The 19,625-nt window shown below is 61.9% G+C and carries 19 protein-coding genes; 9 read left to right on the top strand and 10 right to left on the bottom strand.

Annotation, left to right across the window (positions count from 1 at the left end):
* Positions 1 to 205: 205 nt before the first annotated feature.
* Both B5525_RS29450 and B5525_RS29445 read right to left on the bottom strand, forming a co-directional pair.
* Positions 206 to 781 carry a DUF1700 domain-containing protein gene (locus B5525_RS29450; RefSeq protein ID WP_079569139.1) on the bottom strand — a complete coding sequence of 192 codons (576 nt, stop codon included), beginning with the start codon at positions 779 to 781 and terminating at the stop codon, positions 206 to 208.
* A complete protein-coding gene (locus B5525_RS29445; RefSeq protein ID WP_079569138.1) occupies positions 781 to 1,104 on the bottom strand; it encodes a PadR family transcriptional regulator in 324 nt (107 codons plus the stop codon). Before B5525_RS29445 ends, B5525_RS29450 begins: the two co-directional genes overlap by 1 nt.
* A 495-nt stretch (positions 1,105 to 1,599) precedes the next feature.
* Here B5525_RS29445 and B5525_RS29440 point away from each other — a divergent pair, with 495 nt between their 5' ends.
* The 3 genes from B5525_RS29440 to B5525_RS29430 all read left to right on the top strand — a co-directional run bounded on the left by B5525_RS29440 (position 1,600) and on the right by B5525_RS29430 (position 5,253).
* Positions 1,600 to 2,568, top strand: a complete 969-nt coding sequence (locus B5525_RS29440) for a Bug family tripartite tricarboxylate transporter substrate binding protein (RefSeq protein ID WP_154073506.1) — start codon at positions 1,600 to 1,602, stop codon at positions 2,566 to 2,568.
* A 207-nt stretch (positions 2,569 to 2,775) separates the two neighbouring features.
* Complete coding sequence (locus tag B5525_RS29435) at positions 2,776 to 3,765, top strand: AraC family transcriptional regulator (protein WP_154073505.1); 990 nt, start codon at positions 2,776 to 2,778, stop codon at positions 3,763 to 3,765.
* Positions 3,766 to 4,236: 471 nt separating this feature from the next.
* Positions 4,237 to 5,253 carry a Na+-dependent transporter gene (locus B5525_RS29430; RefSeq protein WP_079569135.1) on the top strand — a complete coding sequence of 339 codons (1,017 nt, stop codon included), beginning with the start codon at positions 4,237 to 4,239 and terminating at the stop codon, positions 5,251 to 5,253.
* On the opposite strand, the gene B5525_RS44580 is transcribed toward B5525_RS29430, so the two are convergent.
* Entirely contained in the window at positions 5,250 to 5,438 is a 189-nt protein-coding gene (locus tag B5525_RS44580; RefSeq protein ID WP_154073504.1) for a hypothetical protein, read from the bottom strand. The two genes, B5525_RS29430 and B5525_RS44580, sit on opposite strands and share 4 nt — an antisense overlap.
* Before the next feature lie 93 nt (positions 5,439 to 5,531).
* On the opposite strand from B5525_RS44580, the gene B5525_RS29425 reads away from it, so the two are divergent.
* The 4 genes from B5525_RS29425 to B5525_RS29410 all read left to right on the top strand — a co-directional run bounded on the left by B5525_RS29425 (position 5,532) and on the right by B5525_RS29410 (position 10,679).
* On the top strand, positions 5,532 to 6,725 hold the full coding sequence (locus B5525_RS29425) for a hypothetical protein (protein WP_154073503.1): 1,194 nt from the start codon (positions 5,532 to 5,534) through the stop codon (positions 6,723 to 6,725).
* An 87-nt stretch (positions 6,726 to 6,812) separates the two neighbouring features.
* Complete coding sequence (locus tag B5525_RS29420) at positions 6,813 to 7,403, top strand: hypothetical protein (RefSeq protein WP_425305218.1); 591 nt, start codon at positions 6,813 to 6,815, stop codon at positions 7,401 to 7,403.
* A gap of 119 nt (positions 7,404 to 7,522) precedes the next feature.
* Positions 7,523 to 9,292, top strand: coding sequence for a type I secretion system permease/ATPase (locus B5525_RS29415; protein WP_079569132.1), 1,770 nt, complete (start codon positions 7,523 to 7,525; stop codon positions 9,290 to 9,292).
* A gap of 28 nt (positions 9,293 to 9,320) precedes the next feature.
* Positions 9,321 to 10,679, top strand: a complete 1,359-nt coding sequence (locus tag B5525_RS29410) for an HlyD family type I secretion periplasmic adaptor subunit (RefSeq protein WP_079569131.1) — start codon at positions 9,321 to 9,323, stop codon at positions 10,677 to 10,679.
* 40 nt (positions 10,680 to 10,719) lie between these two features.
* Here the strand turns inward: B5525_RS29410 and B5525_RS29405 are convergent, their stop codons facing one another.
* On the bottom strand, positions 10,720 to 11,484 hold the full coding sequence (locus tag B5525_RS29405; protein WP_079573949.1) for a helix-turn-helix transcriptional regulator: 765 nt from the start codon (positions 11,482 to 11,484) through the stop codon (positions 10,720 to 10,722).
* 199 nt (positions 11,485 to 11,683) lie between these two features.
* Positions 11,684 to 12,268, bottom strand: coding sequence for a hypothetical protein (locus B5525_RS46675; protein WP_244567631.1), 585 nt, complete (start codon positions 12,266 to 12,268; stop codon positions 11,684 to 11,686).
* A 273-nt stretch (positions 12,269 to 12,541) separates the two neighbouring features.
* On the opposite strand from B5525_RS46675, the gene B5525_RS44575 reads away from it, so the two are divergent.
* Positions 12,542 to 12,682, top strand: a complete 141-nt coding sequence (locus tag B5525_RS44575) for a hypothetical protein (RefSeq protein ID WP_197687855.1) — start codon at positions 12,542 to 12,544, stop codon at positions 12,680 to 12,682.
* Between the two features lie 138 nt (positions 12,683 to 12,820).
* Positions 12,821 to 13,699, top strand: a complete 879-nt coding sequence (locus B5525_RS29395) for a transporter substrate-binding domain-containing protein (RefSeq protein ID WP_079569130.1) — start codon at positions 12,821 to 12,823, stop codon at positions 13,697 to 13,699.
* A 21-nt stretch (positions 13,700 to 13,720) separates the two neighbouring features.
* Here the strand turns inward: B5525_RS29395 and B5525_RS29390 are convergent, their stop codons facing one another.
* The 5 genes from B5525_RS29390 to B5525_RS29370 form a co-directional block, all read right to left on the bottom strand.
* Positions 13,721 to 14,539 carry a family 1 encapsulin nanocompartment shell protein gene (locus B5525_RS29390; RefSeq protein WP_079569129.1) on the bottom strand — a complete coding sequence of 273 codons (819 nt, stop codon included), beginning with the start codon at positions 14,537 to 14,539 and terminating at the stop codon, positions 13,721 to 13,723.
* On the bottom strand, positions 14,536 to 15,603 hold the full coding sequence (locus tag B5525_RS29385) for a Dyp-type peroxidase (protein ID WP_079569128.1): 1,068 nt from the start codon (positions 15,601 to 15,603) through the stop codon (positions 14,536 to 14,538). Before B5525_RS29385 ends, B5525_RS29390 begins: the two co-directional genes overlap by 4 nt.
* Positions 15,604 to 15,833: 230 nt before the next feature.
* A complete protein-coding gene (locus tag B5525_RS29380) occupies positions 15,834 to 16,502 on the bottom strand; it encodes an amino acid ABC transporter permease (protein WP_079569127.1) in 669 nt (222 codons plus the stop codon).
* A 48-nt stretch (positions 16,503 to 16,550) separates the two neighbouring features.
* Positions 16,551 to 17,807 carry an NAD(P)/FAD-dependent oxidoreductase gene (locus tag B5525_RS29375; protein WP_079569126.1) on the bottom strand — a complete coding sequence of 419 codons (1,257 nt, stop codon included), beginning with the start codon at positions 17,805 to 17,807 and terminating at the stop codon, positions 16,551 to 16,553.
* A 21-nt stretch (positions 17,808 to 17,828) separates the two neighbouring features.
* The gene (locus tag B5525_RS29370; protein WP_079569125.1) at positions 17,829 to 18,587 is read right to left on the bottom strand and encodes an SDR family NAD(P)-dependent oxidoreductase; all 759 of its coding nucleotides are present in this window, start codon (positions 18,585 to 18,587) and stop codon (positions 17,829 to 17,831) included.
* Between the last annotated feature and the right edge of the window lie 1,038 nt (positions 18,588 to 19,625).

Here is a 19,625-nt window from a genome sequence, read left to right as displayed (position 1 = left end):
GGGTGCGGGAAATTCCGGGGACCCGATGGGCTTGGGAGATTCCGCCATGGAGACCATCGGCGGCGGAGAGACCGGTGCGTCGAACGCAATCACGGCAACGGGAACGATCGGCAACACGAGCGTAAGGCCGATCAAGCCGAGCAGCAGTCTGTTGATCATCCTCGTCCCTCCTCCGCATATCCGAGTTCGATTTCGGGGCTAGAGCTCAGGCGGCATGCCGCTGTTCCGGCTTCAGCAGCCGGTAATGCAGCCGCGCGTAGTTGCCGAGCATCTTCACCGCGCCGTTGAGCGCGAGCGCGAGCAGCGCGACCAGGCCCATGCTGCCGGCGATCAGCCCGATGCCCGCCGAGGCGCGCAGCACCATCGCGGCGATCGAGGTGAAGTGTACGATCTTGAAGAGGCTGAGCAGCAACCCGATGCCGACGATCCCGAGGACGAAGATCACCAGCCCCATGACGAACATGGCGAGCATTACGCCGAACAACAGCGGCAGCAGGAACAGGATATCGACCGCCGCCAGTCCGCCAATCGCCAGCAACACGGTTGCGGAATTGCCGAGGCTGCGGTGATTTTCCCAGCGGCGCAAACCGCTCTCGGCGCGCAATTCCCGCGCCAGCCGCCTGGGATCGCCGAGGGCTGCCGCCACTTCCTCCTCGCTTCGCCCGGATGCGCGGGCTTCGTCGAAATAGGCAACGTAGTCGGCAAGGATGTCGTCGACCTCGCGGGCCGGAAGCCCCTCGAGACCATCGCTGAGGATGCACAGGAACGCGTCGCGGTTCATCAGCTTTCTCCCAGCAACTGGTTGACCGAATCCATGAACGCCCGCCACTCGCGCTTCTGGGCTGTGAAAGCCGCGCGGCCGACCGAGGTGAGGCGATAATATTTTCGCGGCGGGCCGCTGTTCGACTCCACCAGGCGGGTATCGACCAGCCCGTCATTCTGCATGCGCCGCATCAGCGGGTAGATCGTCCCTTCCCCCATGCCGACGCGGTCAGCCAGCGTGCTCGCGATCTCATAGGCGTAGCTTTCCCGCCGTGCCAGCAGCGCCAGCACGCATAATTCGAGTGCGCCCTTCTTGAGCTGGATCTGGATCGCTTCGGTCATCGCACCCGGGCAGCCGTTGACATCAGAGAAGATATATAACAGGGTACATACTAATGCAAGGTACCTGTCAATGCAATGTCGAAGATGCCGTCGCCTTGGTGCGATCGAAGGCCACGAACACGCCCATCGCCTGAAGGAAGCCGACGGCCCCGTGACCTATCGGCATCCACGGCTTCCATGGGTAAACTGCTGCAGCAAGCCAATGTCGCGGCAATAGAAATCGACGTCTGGCCGAAGGCGCCGCCATAAATCTGTCTGATGGACGGCTTGCCAGAGTCCGCTGTGCCCCGATAGCGACGAAATTCCGAAGCGAACGGACATGAGCTGGCTGGGCAACTGCGATTGGGATTGGGATTGGGATTGGGATTGGGATTGTTGCCAAGTCAGCGATTCGACCAGCACCTTTTTTTGAATTAAGCATTTCCAGGTGATGGCTGGGCATCGATCGGAAAAAGGGGACGTGCTTCCTGGCAATGTTTCTTTTTGGAGATCAAATTGAACCTAATTCGGTTTTTGATTGTTGCATCGATTATCGTGACGGGGATATCTCCAGGTATCTCACAATCTGCTTACCCTGATCGACCCATTCACCTGGTTTACGGCTTTCCGCCCGGCAATGATGTCATCCCTCGCATCTTTGCCGACAGGCTTTCGATGGCACTCGGCAAGCCGGTCATCTTCGAGAACGTGACTGGCGCGGCTGGCAACATCGCTGCCGATCGTATCGCTAAAGCTGCTCCTGACGGTTACACCATTGGGATATTGACGGCAGCCAACATCACGATCAATCCGACGCTTTACAAGAAGCTACCGTATGATCCCGTAAGGGACCTGAAACCCGTTACGCTTATTCTCGGCTATCCGAATTTGCTGGTGGTCAACAATAGCGTCCCCGCGAAATCGGTACAGCAGCTTGTCGATTTGGCGCGGAGGCAGCCCAACGCTCTTACGTATGGGCACCAGGGCGCCGGGACGACCGTTCACCTATCCGCAGAAATCTTGAGGTCGATGGCGCACATCGACATTCGGGGCGTGCCGTATCGTGGGCCATCGGCGGTACTCACCGATTTAGTGAGCGAGCGGATCACAATGGCATTCGTTAGTCCTGCTCCAACGATGCCTTTGATCCAGGGAGGCAAACTCAGGCCGCTTGCGGTGACCTCCCGCACTCGCGCGTCATTTGCACCTGATATTCCGACCATGGAAGAGGCCGGATTTCCGGGCTTTGAGGTCATGGTGTGGTTTGGTCTGTTTGTCCCCGTTGGGACGCCCGCGGCTATTGTCGAAAAGCTTTATGGAGAAGCCGTGAAGATAATGACCTCTCCGGACGTGCGGAAGAAAGCGATAGACATTGGCCAAGTGGCACTAAGCGATACCCCGGACGAGTTCGCCGACTTGACAGAAAAAGAAACGCCATACTGGGCGAGCGTGATCAAACGCGCCGGCATCGAGCAGATTGAATAGCGATGGCGCTGCCCGGCACGGGCGGACCGGTTTCTGGATACCGCCCACGATCATATGTCTTTCACGTGTAATGGGTACACTCGTGCCAAAGATTTAAAACGGTTTTTCAAGTTCTGCCGATTTTGCATATTGCCGCTTCCCAGGCGTTTTATAGGTTAGATCCCTTCGTAAGCTGAGGCAGACAGCCGGCAGGCGCGGAGAAGAGAAGTGCCTTCAAGCCAGGTTCTCACATTTGCCGATCCCGTTCCCTATCAATCGGCCATTCGTGCCGCCGATCTGGAAGTTCTTCCGACGGCCAAGGGGGTTTTTTATGCTGAATTGACGCAAGTGAGTTTCGACCGGTTGTGGATGCAACGGGCCCATGAAGCCCTACCGCGGGTCTACGTTGGATCGATAAGCGCCGACCGCAAGCCGATCGGCTTTCTAACCAAAGCGAACCAGCCGGCGATGCAGCACCGTGGCTTGGACGTGGCGGTCGGTGACATTATCGTCAACGACACCGAACTAGTTCACCGACGAACCGAGGCTCACTGCGATTGGGGGTCGATGTCCCTGACGCCCGATGATCTTTATGCAACATGCCTGGCTATAACGGGCCAGGAATTTTCCGGATCATCGCTTAAGCCACTTATTCGGCCAAGCTATGCTTTGATGTCGCGCTTGTTAAAGCTGCATCAAATGGTTGGTCAGATGGCCCAAACGACCCCTGATCTTCTTGAACTCCCCGAGGTCGCCCGAGCCCTGGAAAACGAGCTGATGCACCTTATGGTCAGATGCCTTACCGAGGGCCGGCTTTCAGAAATGACCCCGGGCGATCGTCGTCACGATGCTATCATGACGCGCTTCGAGGAGTTTTTGGAAGCCAACCCCGACCGGCCGCTATACTTGACGGAAATTTGTGCGGCCATTGGCGTTGCGGAGCGAACACTCCGCTTTTGCTGCGAACAGCATCTGGGAATGGGCCCGATCCGCTATCTATCGTTGCGAAGAATGCACCTTGTCCGCCGAGCGCTCTTGCGCGCGGACCACTCGATGGCAACCGTTACGCGGATTGCAACCGACCACGGGTTCTGGGAACTCGGCCGCTTCTCGGTCACCTATCGAAACCTCTTTGGTGAAACACCTTCGGCATGTTTGCGGCGGACACCGGATGTTGGGCTCCAAATCTTGAACCGCCCGTCGTCGTTTCCGAACTGATTTAAATTCGGCTTCCCATCTATCCTCGTCAGAGACACGCAAAAGCGCCGAGCGGCCGGCCCAACCTCAAATGGTCGCGGTAGGGACGAGGATTTCTTCTCGCCCCCCGCACAGCTCCCGGCGTGCGCCACTAACGCACCGGGCTCCTCCCTCGGGTCAGACGTCGTACGATGAGCGATTTAGTCACGCAAATCGCGCGACGCGCAGCCGTCATTCGGACAGTCTGAACATATTTTACAGTCTGAACATATTTTAACTCCGTGCAGGGAATGCGGGTCATAAAGCGCGAACGATATCACGACCAGGCGGCGGGCAGCTATCACTCAACCAGGAGTCCTCCCCAACCGGAAACATACGGTAACCAGACGTTACTTTGTGCCATGCGGCGGCGGCCGCATGGTCGCATTCCCAAGCACAGCTCGGGCTTGCTCGACACGCTATCGCCCACCGCCCATTCCATTCGAAAGCCAGATGCCCTCCCCTTTGGAACGTACCGCCGCTTTTCCCGTGCGAGCACTGGCCTGGCTCGGCGGCCAGGGCACCCGCGCGATCGCCGCTTTGGTATTCATCGGCATCGCGGTGCCGCCGGTCGGCGAACTGTTAAAACCGTTCGTCACCGAAGCGATCTTTCTCTTGCTCTGCATCTCCTTCATGCGCGTCGATCTCGGCGCCTTGCGCAACCATCTGCGCCGGCCGGGCATCGTCGTCGCGGCCACCGCCTGGACCATGCTCGGCGTACCCCTGATTTCAGGTGCAAGCTGTCTTGCGGCCGGCCTCGATACGCATTCGCCGGATCTGTTCCTGGCGCTGATGCTGCAGGCGGTGGCTTCGCCGATGATGGCGGCGCCGGCACTGGCCGCCGTGATGGGGCTGGACTCGACGCTGGCGCTGATCACGCTGGTCACCAGCACGGCGCTGGTACCGTTCACGGCACCACTGTTCGCCTATGTCTTCTTCGGCGCCGCGCTGACGCTGTCGCCGCTCGGGCTCGGGCTGAAGCTGGTCGCGATCCTCGCGGGATCGCTGCTGGTGGCGGCCGCGATCCGCGGGAGCGTGGGCGCGGCCGCCATCGCGCGGCGCAAGGCCGCCATCGATGGCTTCAATATCCTGATCCTGTTCGTGTTCGTCGCCGCGGTCATGGGCAACGTGGTCGGCGGCTTTTGGGCCGATCCCGTCAGGACGATCGAGCTGACGCTGCTTGCCTTTGCGGTGTTCTTCGCCCTGGTCGGTGTCACCACGCTGATTTTTCGCCGCGCTGGCCGCGAGCGCGCGCTGGCGCTCGGCCTGATGGTTTCCCAGCGCAATATGGGACTGATGGTGGCCGCCACCGACGGCGTGTTGCCGGGCGCGACGTGGCTGTATTTCGCGATGTCGCAGTTCCCGATCTATCTGTCGCCGCAGCTGCTCAAGCCGCTGGTCCGGAGTTTCAGCGCCTCCGGCTCAATGCCCGAGCGCAGCGGCGAGAAAAGCGTGTCCCGCGGCGGTTAAATGATGCCGGCGCCGGTCACCGAAATAATCTGGATGCCGCGGCTGGGAAGCCCCACCGCCGGAGATTCATAACGGGCAAAGATCCGCCGCACCCGAATGGGCGTAGCCAATATTACGTCGACCGCCTCGACGCTCCAATCCAAATTGACGACTCGGCTTTTTGGCTTGCCGAGGTGACAGTCCATCTTGAGTTCGGGAGGCGTCCGTCCAGTCGGCACGGTTCGATTTCGGCAAGGGCAGCGGCCATGGTTCTTCGGTATGTAGCGGACGACTCTCACATGAATCGAAGCGATCCGTTCGGGCGCGGGGCGCCAGTCCCGTCGTGGCCTCCCACGGATTCCATGCCGTTCTTCGATACCGGACATAACGGCGCCGGCAATGGCGGCAACGGCTATTTTGCCGGGAATCTCTTTGACAGCAGCTACGCGGCATTCGAGCCGCTCAATATGGCGCAGGCGGGCGCCGACGCGGCAGCCAACGCGCACCAGACGAACATCGGGCTTTTCGATCAGTCGGCGACCCAGATAGCCGGGATCGGCGGCCACGGCGGCAATGGGAATGCCGCATTGGGCGGAAGCGGCGCGTTCGGATCGTTCGGGTCCGACGTGATCGCGACGGGAGACAACAGCGCCGGTGATGGCGGCAATGGCTACTTCTCGGGGGCGCTCGTCCATGCACCTGTCGCAGTCTTTGATCCCGTCAACATTGCGGTGGCAGGCTTACATGGCAGCGCTGACGCCCACCAGTCGAACACAGTTCAATTCCATCAAGGCGCTACGCAGGTTGCCGGCGCTGGCGGTGGTGGCGGGAGCGGCAATGCCGCAATTGGCGGCGGCGTGTCTGTCTCTGGAGAGACCGCGGCGCCCCACTCCAGCGTCGAGCTTGGCCAGCCGTCCAACCACGCCAGCATCGGTTCCGATGCGATCATCAGCGGGGACAACCACGCCGGCAACGGCGGCGACGGTTACTTCTACGGCAGCCTCGTTCACACGTCCTTCGCGCTGTACGACCCGATCAACATTGCGGTGGCGGGATACAATTCCACTGCCCACGCGGATCAATCGAACAATGTGGCGTTCGATCAGACCGCCTTTCAGATGGCCGGCGTCGGCGGTAACGGCGGAAGCGGCAATGCCGCGATCGGTGGAGACGCCGGCGCCCTCTCCTCGATCCTGGGCTTGATCGGCTCTGACGTCATTGCGACCGGTGGCAACAGCGCTGGTTCCGGCGGCGATGGTCATTTCGCGGGCAGTCTCGTCGACCTCAACATCGCGATCTACGCGCCGATCAACATTGCGGTCGCCGGCGTCAATTCCACAGCCGACGCTCACCAGACCAACAACGTCCAGTTCGATCAGAGCGCGATCCAGATCGCTGGAATCGGTGGCGATGGCGGCCACGGCAACGCCGCGCTTGGCGGCGATCTCGTCATGCACATGCTGGCGGACGCGCACTTGCTCGGTCATGCATAGCGTCGGAGTTGTCCAGGACGTCAGCCTTTTGGGCGTACCTTCCATCGGATCGGGTGGCATCAGCTTTGGTAGCTTGGCCGACACCGTGTGCAAAACCAAGATCGCGACCGTCCAAATTGGGACGCACCGCGTGCAAACCAACCCAGGGAGACCGACATGACAAAGGCATCATTCCCATCCGACACGATCGCGCTCAAGGCCATTTCGACGGGTGGCAACAGCGCCGGAAACGGCGGAGACGGATACAATTCGGGCGACATCAGCAACAGCCCCCACATCAACTTCAACCCGTACAACAAGGCCGACGGCGCCGACGTGCATGTCAGCACCGGCGATCAGGTTCATCAGACCGCCGATTGGCAAGCCGGGGGCGCGAACGCGTCTGCGCAGGCGTTTGCCCAGGCTCATGGCGGAACGGCCATGTCGAATGGCGACCAGAGCAACTGGAGCGGCCATGACACATCCAATGTGAGCGCTGATACGACGGCCTACCAGTCAAACTTCCTCGCGGCAGACCAGCATCAGAGCGCGGCAGCCGGCATCGGAGGAAACGGCGGAAACGACAACTATGCGAAAGGTGGGGACGTACACTTCGATCCCACGATCGAGTCCGCCAACCTGAACGACGTGCTCAATCATTCCAACCAGTTCCATGTCGACGATTTCGTCCATGTCTGATCGGCGTCCGTAAGAGCAGAGACCGGCGGCCCGGTGCCGCCGGTTTTCAATTCGTCGCGACGCTAACGGGATGACGGCGCAAGAAGGATCGGACCTCAAAACACTGCAGGAGGACCGCAATGCCGCTGCCGCCGCTCCGGCTGCAACTGACGTCACCGCCGCAGACGCCGCTGGAAGCGGCGCTGCGAGCCTGCTCCGGCTCGCTCGGACTCGTTCTCGCATACAGCTGCAGTTACAATCTCCTGCTCCTCGCTCCTTCCATCTATATGCTTCAGATCTACGATCGCGTGCTGTCGAGCCGCAGCGCCGATACACTCCTGATGCTGACGCTGATCGTGGCATTTACCGTCGTGGTTGGCGCAGTACTCGACGCACTGCGCCGCGCCGCCATGGGCAGGATCGGCGGGTGGCTCGAAGATCGGCTTCGTCCGGCGGTGTTGTCCGCCTGCTTCGAATACGCCTATCGATCCGATCCGGCGCGCGCTTCCGAGGCGTATCGCGATCTTGCGACCCTGCGCCAGTTCGCCGAGTCGGGAGCATCCTCGATGCTGTTTGACGTGCTCTGGTCGCCACTCTTCCTTGGCGTTCTTTTCCTCGTACATCCCTTGCTGGGAGTGATCGGCGCAGTCAGCGTGCTGCTGCTGTCCGGCCTCGGATTTGCCGGCGACTTCCTCATCGCAGGCCCGATGGCGCGGTCGGTTGCGGCGATGACGAGGAGCCAGGGACGGTTCGGCATGGCGGTCGGAAACGTGCACGTCATCCGGGCCATGGGAATGCTCAACGGCGCCGCGCGCCTCGTCCACCAGGCCGCACAGGACGCGAGGAGCGAGCACGAAGTGGTCCAACGCCGCAACGAGATCTTGATGCTGATCTCCAAACCGGTGCGGGCGCTGGCCCAGGTCCTGACCATGGGGACTGCGGCCTGGCTCGTCCTTGAACAGAGCAAAAGTCCCGCCATCATCTTCGCCACGACCCTGTTGTTCGGACGCGCGCTTGCCCCCGTTGAAGGCGCGATTGCAGGCTGGAAGGCCTTTGCGACCGCCTTGGCCGCGTACCGTCGGCTCAACGGCGTCATGGCCGCTGTCAGCCCGGCCACGGAGATCGAGGCGCTCTCGGACAGGCCGAAGGGCAGCCTCATTGTCAACAATGTCGGCGCAGCCCTGCCGGGATCGGGCCATTCGATACTCAGGGGTGTGTCGTTCCGTCTCTCTCCCGGTGAATGCCTTGGCATCATCGGTCCATCCGGCTCCGGCAAATCCACACTCGGCAAGATCATCGCCGGAATTTCCGCGCCGACGGCAGGTTCCGTACTGCTTGACGGTGTCGACGTCCTGTCCGTGCGCGACTCCGGTGGCGGCTGCCGCCTCGGATATCTGCCGCAGGATATCGATCTGTTCGGAGAGACGCTAAAGGACATCATCGCGCGGCTGGACAGCGCCGATTTGCAAAAGGTCATCGAAGCAGCAAAGCTGACCGGCCTTCACGAGACGATCGTTCGGATGCCTAAGGCGTACGAGACAGCCGTCGCTGGCGGAGGAGCCAATCTATCGCGCGGCTTTCGTCAGCACCTCGGCCTCGCTCGGGCGCTTTTTGGCGACCCGCACCTTGTGGTTCTCGACGAACCGAACGCCAGCCTGGACTACTTCGGCGAGCGGATGCTCTTCGACGCCATCGAAAGAATGAAGGCGGCCAACACGACGGTGGTCATCATTACCCACCGGCTGGGGATCCTCGCCGCGACGAACAAGATTGCCATCATGCAGGGTGGCGCGGTCAGCGCGTTCGGTGACAGCAAGGAAGTCTTCGAGAGGTATCTGGCCCGGCCCCAGGTCGGCTCGCGCGACTCCGCGCGGCCGGATTCGAATCGCGAATGCGAGAGCATGCAGTGATCCGCTGCCCGGAGGGGAAGATCATCTGATGAAAACTGCAATCGATCGCATCGAGATGTGGGAAGTTCCGGGGCTTTTGGAATCGGAGCCGCCGGCGCTCCGCGACCGCCTTCGGGATGTCACCTGGACAGGAAACCTGCTGGTCTGCTGTTTTGTCCTCGGCCTCGGCACCTGGTCGACCGTTGCACCGCTGGAGAGCGCTGCGATCGCCGTCGGCACCGTCGAATCCGAGTCGAGCCGCAAGACCATTCAGCACCTCGAGGGAGGCATCATCAGGGAAATTCTGGTCGCGGACGGTGACGTCGTCCGCGCCGGACAAACACTGATCTCGCTGGAGGACACCAAGGCCCGTGCCGAAGCCGAGAGCCTGCAAGGCCAGTTGTGGGACGCGACGGCACGCGAAGCCCGGCTCCGGGCGGAACAGGACGGAGAGGAGCGGGTGTCGTTTCCTGCCAAACTGGAGACGGCGCGGAATGCTAATCCGTCAGTCGCAACCGTCCTTGCGGGCCAGCAGAGCATCTTCGAAACGCGTCGGCAGGTCTTCCAGTCGCAAGTGGCGGTCAATCGGGACAAGAGGTCGCAGGTCGAAAACGAGATCGAGGGCCTCAGGGCGCAGCACAACGCGGCCTCGAAGCGTATTGAAATCGTCCGCGAGGAAGCGGATACGGTCGCCATGCTCGTCAACAAGGGTCTTGAGCGGCGCCCGCGGCTTCTGAGCCTCCAGCGGGAAACGGCTGACATCGAGGGACGGCGGGGCGAAATTGTCGCGCAGATATCGCGCGCCGAGCAGGTCATCAACGAATCGCAGACAACGCTCATCAAATTGGAGAATGACCGTCAAAACGAGATCGCCCAGTCGCTGCGCGAGGTCCAAAGCCAGATATTCCAGATCCGCGAGCGACTCCAGGCGGCCGACGATCAACTCCTGCGCACCGCGGTCAAGGCGCCTGAAGACGGCGTGGTAACCGACCTGCGGATTCATACTCCCGGTGGCGTAGTCGGCGCGGGCGCCCCCCTCATGGATCTTGTTCCCCGACAGGATCGTCTTGTCGTCACTGCGCGCGTCAGGCCCGAGGACATTGATGTGGTGCGTCCCGGACTGAGTGCCGAGGTGAGTCTCCTGCCCTACAACCAGCGCCGCGTGCCAAGGCTCAAGGGCGTCGTTACGCACGTCTCTGCCGACCGTCTCCTCGATAAGCGGACCGACCAGCCATATTATGCCACCAAGATCCACGTACAGGATCCGCAGGTCGCCGAGATCAACGGCATCCGGATCATTCCGGGAATGCCGGCCCAGGTCTTCATCAAGACCGGTCGTGGGACCGTGGCGCTCTATGCCCTCAAGCCTTTGCTCGACAGCTTCAACAACGCATTCCACGAGGATTGAGTTGATCGGGATCGGGAGCGCAAGGCGACCTGGGTGAAGATCAGGGGATTCGCGGGTGGGGATCTTTGCCGTTGAACCGGCCGCTCCAGCGAAGGACCGCCTCCGTGCGGTTATGCGCGGAACACTTTCGCATGATGTGTTGAATATGCATCTTTACGGTGTTCTCCGAAAGGTTGAGCTTCGCGGCAATCAACTTGTTGGGGAGGCCGAGTTCCAGCGCCGCGAGCACATGTTGTTCGCGGGGCGTGAGGTCGACCATCGTCTTGTCGGACAAGATCTTCGTGACGCCATTACCTTCGTGGATTCCGGAGCGTTCGCGAGCGCCGGCATCTTGTGCTATCGCCTTGAGACTTGGCGCCTCGACAATCGGCAGTGGCCGATAGACGCCACCGGCAAGGACAAGGTGCAATCCGGCGATGGCGACCCCGACCGGGATCGAAATCGGAAAAAAGCCACGGACTCCCCTTTGCATCGCGGCAACAGCGGTCGCGTCGTCGTCGCGATTTGACAATAGTGCCACGTGCGCGTTCGGACAGCATTCTGCGATCAGCGCCAGACTATCCTCGATCGAAGGATCCGTGATCTGCCTGTCCTCCATATTCAACGCAACGAGGCGGACATCTTTTCCTGACAACCAGTGCAGACCACTCGTCGTCGGCATTTCGACGATTTCGAATCCGGCGAACTCTCTCTTCAGGATACTGAGGATGCAGGTTCGCGCCAGGACGTTACGCTCGATGATCACGAGCACCGGTGATGTCAGCGATCCCAGGGCTAGTTCTGCTGGATTGGTAAAATCGTCCATGATGTCCCCAAATTCATAAAATAGTCGGTTCACTCCATCAGCCTGGATTTCCATGGAACAAGATTGCATCATGCAATCTGCGGCGACGTTCTTCTGGTGGCGAAGTTGCTCTTGATCATCGAGCTCGCGCAGAGTGTCGGCCGGCTGACCATTCTGGTCTATTACAAGAAGTTTTCAGCAGCGGTCCGGCTGTTCCGGACTAGCCGCAAATGTTGCGATATGCCGTCGCTGCCGCCGATCCGGCGGGGCCATCGACGACGTACGCTTCATCATCCTTCACGAGATATAGAAACGGCCTGTCTCCGGTATCCTCGCCAGACACTTTTTTTCCTTTGACGCGACCGCAAATGGTGTCGACGGCCTGTCCGAGCAGATTTTTCCTGACGGCCCGATTCATCTCGCCGAACTCGGCGGACGCCGGATTCTCCAACTTCGCTGCGATCGTGGCCTTCGCCTTGACAATGACCGGATCGGGCGTCGCTGCGGGCGGAGCAGATGCGTGAGGCTCGACGATCGCCGTGACCGCGGTCGGCTTCGCGCTCTTCGCCTCGAGATGAGTGGTCTTGTCGCGGTCCTCGGCGGATGACGCCTTTTCTGCCTTCGCGATCGCGGGTTTGACTTTTGCTGGCTTGGGTCTGGCGTGGAGCGCGGCTAGCTCTGCTTCCACCGGCTCATTTTCGGCCGACGTGTTGAGACAGGCAAGCCCGTTCGCTTCCGAGCATACGTCCATGCTCATATGCGACGGGAATGGACAGCTACAGCCGGCCAGGATCGCGGCCAGCACGCCAATGAAAAGCGTCCTCATGCATTCCCCCATCGAGGCTGAGTGTCGCTCGCAGTTCTTGCTGCGTCATGATATTTGCGCTGGTTGCCTATCTCTTGCGCAAAAAAGTTAAGCACGCATTAAGCGTCCGGCCCTCGCCTCGGCGTGCGCTGGCATGGTTAATATCGGCGCAATCACGTTTCGCGGTGGAAAGCTTCCAAACTGCTGACGCCTCGGGGGCGACGTTGCCGGTGTCAGGCACGACGCGTCGCGCTCGGCGGCCTTTTGCTGGGCATGAAGGCGCCCGGCGCCCAGATGATCGCCTCGGTGACCTTCATCGCCATCCTGACGACCATCCTGATCCAGGCCCCGACGACGCGTTGGCTGGGCAAGGGCCTCGGGCTGTTGGAGACCAAAGCCCGTAGCCCTCGTTGACGCTACCGCGTAGATGCCTTGATGTAGCGCGCAGCTACAAGTCGAATCCGCCGGGCTTCTCCAGCATTGCCGGGATCGGCCTATTGCTGCGCCGCAATGCGCACGCTAGGCTCTAACGGGTTGGCTAGGGAGGCACGTGTGACCACACCTGATAACAGCAAGGTTTCCGAAGATCGCCGCGAAGCGCTGCGCTACGCCCTCGCCATCGGTAGCGGCGCGGCACTTGCCTCCGCCCTTGTGAGCCCGGCATCGGCCCAGGCGAGCGCGGACAACACGCTCGATCGCGTCCGCGCCAACAAGGTGCTGCGCATCGCGGTGCTGCCGGGCGAGCTGCCCTATTTCAACAAGGACCTCGCCACCGGCAACTGGTCCGGCTTCTCGATCGAGATGGCCAACGACATCGCCAAGCTTCTCGACGTCAAGCTCGAATACACGGAATCGACCTACGGCAACTCGATCCTCGACCTGCAATCGAACAAGATCGACCTCGGCTTTGCCCTCAACCCTACGCCGCAGCGCGCGCTGGTCGTGGATTTTTGCGCCACCGTGTTCCCGCATCCCTTCGGCGCCATGCTGAAGAAGGGCATGGAGGCAAAAACCTGGGCGGACATCAACAAGCCCGAAGTCACGATTGCGGTTGACGTCGGCTCCGCCAACGAGACTGTGGCGCGCCGCTTCGCGCCGAATGCGACGATCAAGTCGCTGAAGTCGCGCGACGAAGTCATGCTGGAAATGTCGTCCGGCCGGGTCGACTGTGTCGTCAATGCGCTGGTGCTCGGCCTCACCGCGATCGGCAAGAACGCGAACCTCGGCACCTACAAAATCCTGCAATCGCCCTCGGTGGCCATTCCCTCCAGCATGGCGGTGCGGCGCGAGCCCGACAAGCGCTGGCGCGACTTCCTGTCGGTGTGGGTCGACTACAATCGCGGCATCGGGCAAATGCGCGAATGGTTCGTCAAGGGATTGTCGCTTGCCGGCGTCAAGCCGGAAGACGTGCCGGTCGAACTCAATATCTGACGCGGCGTCCGCGAGCGGAAATCAGGATTTGGCTTTGCTGTCCTTGGCAGCCACAGCAACGGAGGCCTCCGTCGTCAGCAGGAGGAAAGTGAATGTCTCCTGAAGGTAGAGGCGGACCTTTTTGTCATCGTGACTCAAATAGCCGATCGACACATCCTCTCCGAGATACAGAGCAAAATCGCCGCCGCGCGTCGTCATCACGAAGGCGCCGTTGATCGCCGGGGCCCAGATGATTTCGCCGTCCACCAGGCTTTTGATATGTCGCAGCACGGGATAGCCGTGATCGCTGGTCTCGCTCAGGGCCGTATAGGCGTCGGCCCCCAGCAACACCGAATAGGGACCGTTGACGCCCTCGAGCCGCAACTGACCTAGCGCCTGGGCAATGACGTCGGGATAGGCGCGCACGTCGGGCGGAAGGATTAGGACCGGATTGCTGGTGCCCTCGCGGACACCGCCGATGCCTGCGGCGGCGTAGCCCTCGAAGATCGCGCGGTCCTCCGCAAAGGCCAACAGCCGCGCCGCGTCCTTGGCGGGCTGCCAATCCGAATCGTTGGCGCCACGCTCCACGTCATCGATCTGCTGGCGATCGAGTTCGAAGGGAACGCGCAGTTCGACCAGCGGTTTGACCTCACGCTGTCGCGCCAGGATTCCGTCTCCGGGTGCTGCGACATTGCGCAAATGGCCCGTGCCGATCGCCGAAAACGCAATTCCATCCGGCCCCTGCACGTCGACGACGCGCCGCCCGGCCAGGTAACGCTTGATGGTGCGCGACGTTTCCTCCTCGATCTCTGACCACGCCGCGTCGGAGATCGGGGCAAGCTCGCGGTGAAGATTGTTCATGACGCAGGGTCTCCTTTGAGCGAACCAATGTCGAGTGAACCCTGCCGTTTCGGCGCCGGCTGTGGCGCGGGCACGGCAGGCTTGTCCGAAACGTCGGGGGCCGGATCGTCATCCCCGATATTGTCCAGGAAAGTCGCTGATGGCACGAAGAACAGATTGCCGGTCTTGGCAACGCTGAAATCGAGCAGGCGATCGTAGTTGCCGGGAGGCTGACCCACGAACATGTTTTCAAGCATCTGCTCGATCGTTCGCGGCGAACGCGCGTAACCGATGAAATAGGTGCCGAACTCCTTTTCAGCGACGCGGCCGAACGGCATGTTGTCGCGGATGATCTTGATTTCCTTGCCATCCACCACGACCTTGGCGAGCGCGTTGTGGGCGTAAGCCGGCTTCACGGCGTCATCGAGCTCGATGTCCGCAAGCTTGGTGCGGCCGATAATCCGCTCCTGGGTTTCGGTGGAGAGCGCGTTCCAGCCTGCCAGATCGTGCAGGTATTTTTGCACGATCACATAGCTGCCGCCGGCGAAAGCGGCGTCTTCGGCCCCCACATAGGCCGCATCGACCGCGGCTTGTCCCGTCGGGTTTTCCGTTCCGTCGACAAAGCCGATCAAATCGCGGTCGTCGAAATAACGAAAGCCATGCACTTCGTCGACCGGCGAAACGGCCCCGCCGAGCCGGGCCATGATTTGGGTCGCGAGTTCGAAACAGAGGTCCATGCGTTTGGCGCGAATGTGAAACATGAGATCGCCTGACGTCGCCACGGCATGACGTGGGCCGGCCTCGATTTCCCGAAAGGGGTGCAGCTCCGCCGGCCGCGGCTGGCCGAAGAGCCCGTCCCAGGCGTCGGATCCGATTCCCATCACGCAGGAGAGGTTTCCCTCGATATCGCGGAAGCCGACCGAACGGACCAGCGCCGGGAGGTCGCCGCAAAACGACCGGACTGCCGCTCTATTCGCCGTGCCGGGGTTGACCGTCACGACCAGAAAGATCGCAGCGCGGGTCAGATTCTGAACCACCTGTTGGGACTCAGGGGCCAGGACGGATGGCGTGCCGGGTGCGGTCATTGGATCCGCTCCGCTGGTCGTGCGCCGTCAACAGAAACCATTCGCCATTTGCCTGATCTGTGCGGGGGTGCCCGCGAAAGGGACGACTACGCTCCGAACCAACCTGCGGCGACCTACCGCCTCCATACCTCACCGGTTTTTGGTCGGCGATGCCGCAACACTTTACCGGCAGTCGTGCTGGGTTCAAATAGGGGGAGCGTCACGCGCTTTCGAATAGGCACGACCGGCCCCTAGGCCTTGTCGTAGGTCATGCCGCGCTCGAGCCGGCGTCCGACGAGGGTGGCCGGAAACAGGATCGCGAAGTAGATCAGCGCCACGATGGTGTAGACTTCCAGCGGCCGATAGGTTTCGGCGTTGATCAGCGTTGCGTTGTAGACGAGGTCCGGCACGGCAATGATGGACACCAGCGAGGTGTTCTTCAACTGCGTCACCGACTGGTTGACATAGGGCGCCAGCATCGGTTTCAGCGCCTGCGGAATGATCACCAGCCGGAGCACGCGCCAGGGCCGCAAGCCCAGCGCGCGCGCGGCGTCCCATTGTCCGACATTCACGCTCTCGATGCTGCCGCGCACGATCTCGGCGTAGAACGCCCCGCCATAGAGCGACAGCACGGTGACGGCGGCGACATGCGCCGGGATATTCAGGCCGATGACGACCGGAAACGCGTAATAGAACCAGATGATCTGAACCAGGAGCGGCGTGCAGCGGAACAGTTCGATGTAGGCGAGCAGCAGCCAGTCGATCACCGGCAAGCGCCTCAGGCGAAGGATGCCGACCGCCAGACCGATCGCGGTCCCCAACAGGATGGTGCCGATCGTATAGGCAATGGTCCAGCCGAGCCCGAGCCAGAACAGGTGGCTGTATTTGCCGAGGATCGCGAAGTCCCAAACGTAGTTCATATCCGCTCCCGCCCTACCCCGCCGCTGCGGCTTGCCGCTTGCCGGCCATCAGAGGTAGCGGCCGGGCGAAAACGGTGCGGCGTCGAACGGAGGTTGCGTTCCCGTGATCATCGCGGCGATTGCAACGCCCGTCGCCGGGCCTGTGGTCAAGCCGATGTGCTGGTTGCCGAACGCGAACCAAAGGCCGGAATGCCGCGGCGCGGGCCCGATCATGGGCAGGCTGTCGGGCAGCGTCGGCCGCGCCCCGCGCCAGGGGTCGCCGACCGCCTCGCCGAATTCGACGACGCTTCGCGCCGCCGGCACCACGGCATCGAGCTGGGCGAACGATGAGGGCGCGTCGCGCGCGGTCAGTTCGACCCCGCTGGTGACGCGGATGCCCTGCTCCATCGGCGTCATGAGGAAACTGCCTTCGGCGTCATGGATCGGGCGCTGCAATGAACGTGCCGGGTTCGGCTTGAACTCCCGGTGGTAGCCGCGTTCGAAGGCCATGGGAACACGATAGCCGAGCGGCCGCAGCAGATCCGGCGACCACGGTCCCAGCGCGACCACGACATGGCGCGCCAATATCGCGCCGTCCGCGAGCCCCACGCGCCAGCCCTCGCCGTCAGGCACGATCGCCTTGATGTCGGATTGACGGATCTCCCCGCCGGCGCCGGCGAACATCCGCGCATAGGCCTTGACCACGGCGCCCGGCGAGTCGACGGAGGCGGTCTGTGTGTGCAGGAGGCCCACCTTGTAGACGGGCACGATGTTCGGCTCGAGCGCGGAAATAGCCTGGCGGTCGAGCAGCCGGCTTTCGATGCCATAGTCAGCCAGAAATGCCTGCTCTTCCCTGGCCGCGGCGATGGCGTCGCTGCGCCACGCCTTCAGCCAGCCGGTCTCGCGGATGCGCTGCGCCGCATCCGCCTTCACGATCCATTCCCGGTGCAGTTTCAGCGAGGCGCCGATCAGGCCCTGCAGCGCCGTTGCCCGCGGCTTGAGACGGGACGGCGCCGTATTGGCGAGGAAGCGGGCGACCCAGTCGATATTCCGGATGGCCCAGGCCGGATCCCAGCGCAGCGCCGCGTGGCGGTTGGTGAGGTAACTCGGCAGCGCGCTCAACAGCGAGGGCTTGTTGAGCGGCATGATCGAGCCGCTCGAGAGAATGCCGGCGTTGCCATAGGAGGTTTCGCTGCTCGGCTCACGCCGATCGAGGAGGACGACCGACAGGCCACGCTGCCGCGCCGCAAAGGCCGCGGATACGCCGACGATGCCTGCACCCAGCACGACGACATCCACTTGCTTGCCCGCGACCTTGTCCGACATCAACCGTGCTCCCAGAAGACGCTATATCAGTGTCAGCCCGCCATCGACCGGCAACAGCGCTCCCGTCACGTGCCCGGCCTCCGGCGACAACAGAAAGGCTACCAGCGCGGCCACGTCGTCGGGTTCGGCGAGGCGCCCGAGCGGATTGGCCTTAGCGGCCGCTTGCCAGCTCTGCTGGTCCAGCGCTCCCATTCGTCCGCTGTCCTTGCGCGTATAGCCGGGAACGACGACGTTGGCGGTTGCGCCCGAGCTTGCGAGCTCGATCGCCAGACACCGTACCAGCACCTCGAGCGCGGCCTTGGCCGCGCCGGACGCCGGAAATGTTGCCTCGGGCGTGAAGCGATGGGCGGCGAAGCTGCTGATGGCGACGACCCGTCCTTGTGATCCACGCGTCAGATCCGGCAACGCCGCACTCGCCAGTTCATGAAACGCGGCGGCCATGACCGCGAACGAGCGTTCGAGCCCGGCACGCGACAACTGGGTAAAACTGCGGCGATCGGCAAAGCCCGCGGCATGGACGATCGCGTCGACGCTCCCGAACGCGGCGCGGGCTGCGGCAACGAGCCCGGATGCCGTCCCGGCGTTGGCGAGGTCGCCGGTATGCCACGCGACCCTGGCGCCGGCACGCTCGCAGTCGGCGGCCACCGCTTTCAATCGATCGAGCCCTGCCGCGTCGGTTCCCTGCCCGTGCAACATCAGGCACGCTTCCGGTGCCGCCAACCGCCGCGCGACGGCGGCACCGATCCCGGACCCACCGCCGGTAATGATTGAAACGCGCATGGGTCCTACTCTCGAACGCTGTTGATTGAGCCCGGACTATAGGTCCCGCAATTGCGAATGCCAACCAACGCAGAGATTGCAACGAAGTGGCACCTGACGTGGGCAGATCGCCGCGCCGACGGGAATTGACGCCGGGCAGCGCACGCCGGATGCAACGGCGCGCGGGCAAACGCGCGCGTGCTCAGTAAGTCCGTTCGCAGGGGCCAAGGCAGACATTGCGGGGCGGTCCCACTTCGGGCTCAATCAATTGAGCTTGAACGCTGACTTAAAAAACGCGTTGACAGATTCCTTTGCAGCTTTCGCCGCCTCTGGATCATAGCCGGTATGCGGGCCGTGGAAGACGCAAGCATCTTGTACGTGAATGGCTGCTTGGTATCCGCGTTTATAAGCATACCGTCATTTTCTTCCTGGACTCTGCAATTTCGAACGCTCTCGAACGTGGGTTGTACTTTCGCCGGCTCCGCGCCAAGCGGATTATCGAAGCTATGGGGGGCGTTTGGATACTCGGTCAATACGACATCTTTGCCCGTAGCCCGCAGGCGCGCCACATAGGGCTTGCAGGCCGCCTGCGGTAAGCGTGGCCGACGTCAGGGCCTTCGTTCAACTGGAACAGAGAGCCTGCGGGAGGTATGGCCTAGTGCGGATGTCTTGATCGCTTGAGTTCGGCGACTTGAAACTTCCCGGCGGCGTCTAGGCTGCTACAAAGCCACCAGGCTCTATTTCGGTACTCGCCCAAGAACAGTTTGGTCTCGACGCAATCCACGTAGGATTTGTAGGTGAGGTTGTCTCTGCACGTTGACGAGAAAGGTCCAGTTGTTTGTCCGCCCCCCGACTCGCTACACCCAACCCAAGGGGCATTGCCGTGTCTGAGGCTTGATTCGCAACCACCGTTGCAATTACTGGCGACTTTCTCCAGCTTGGCAATCCTCCCTAATATGGAATCTGGCGCAGGCGATGGCGTTCGAGCGGTTGACGATGACGTTTGAGTGGTTGACGATCTCCGGCGAGATGCCACTGTGTTTGCCACCTGCTTCGGAC

The organism is Bradyrhizobium erythrophlei, assembly GCF_900129505.1.
In the GTDB taxonomy this organism is placed as follows: Bacteria; Pseudomonadota; Alphaproteobacteria; order Rhizobiales; family Xanthobacteraceae; genus Bradyrhizobium; species Bradyrhizobium erythrophlei_D.
Note: the sequence above shows the minus strand (reverse complement) of the source record. Positions and strands in the feature narration are given on the sequence as shown.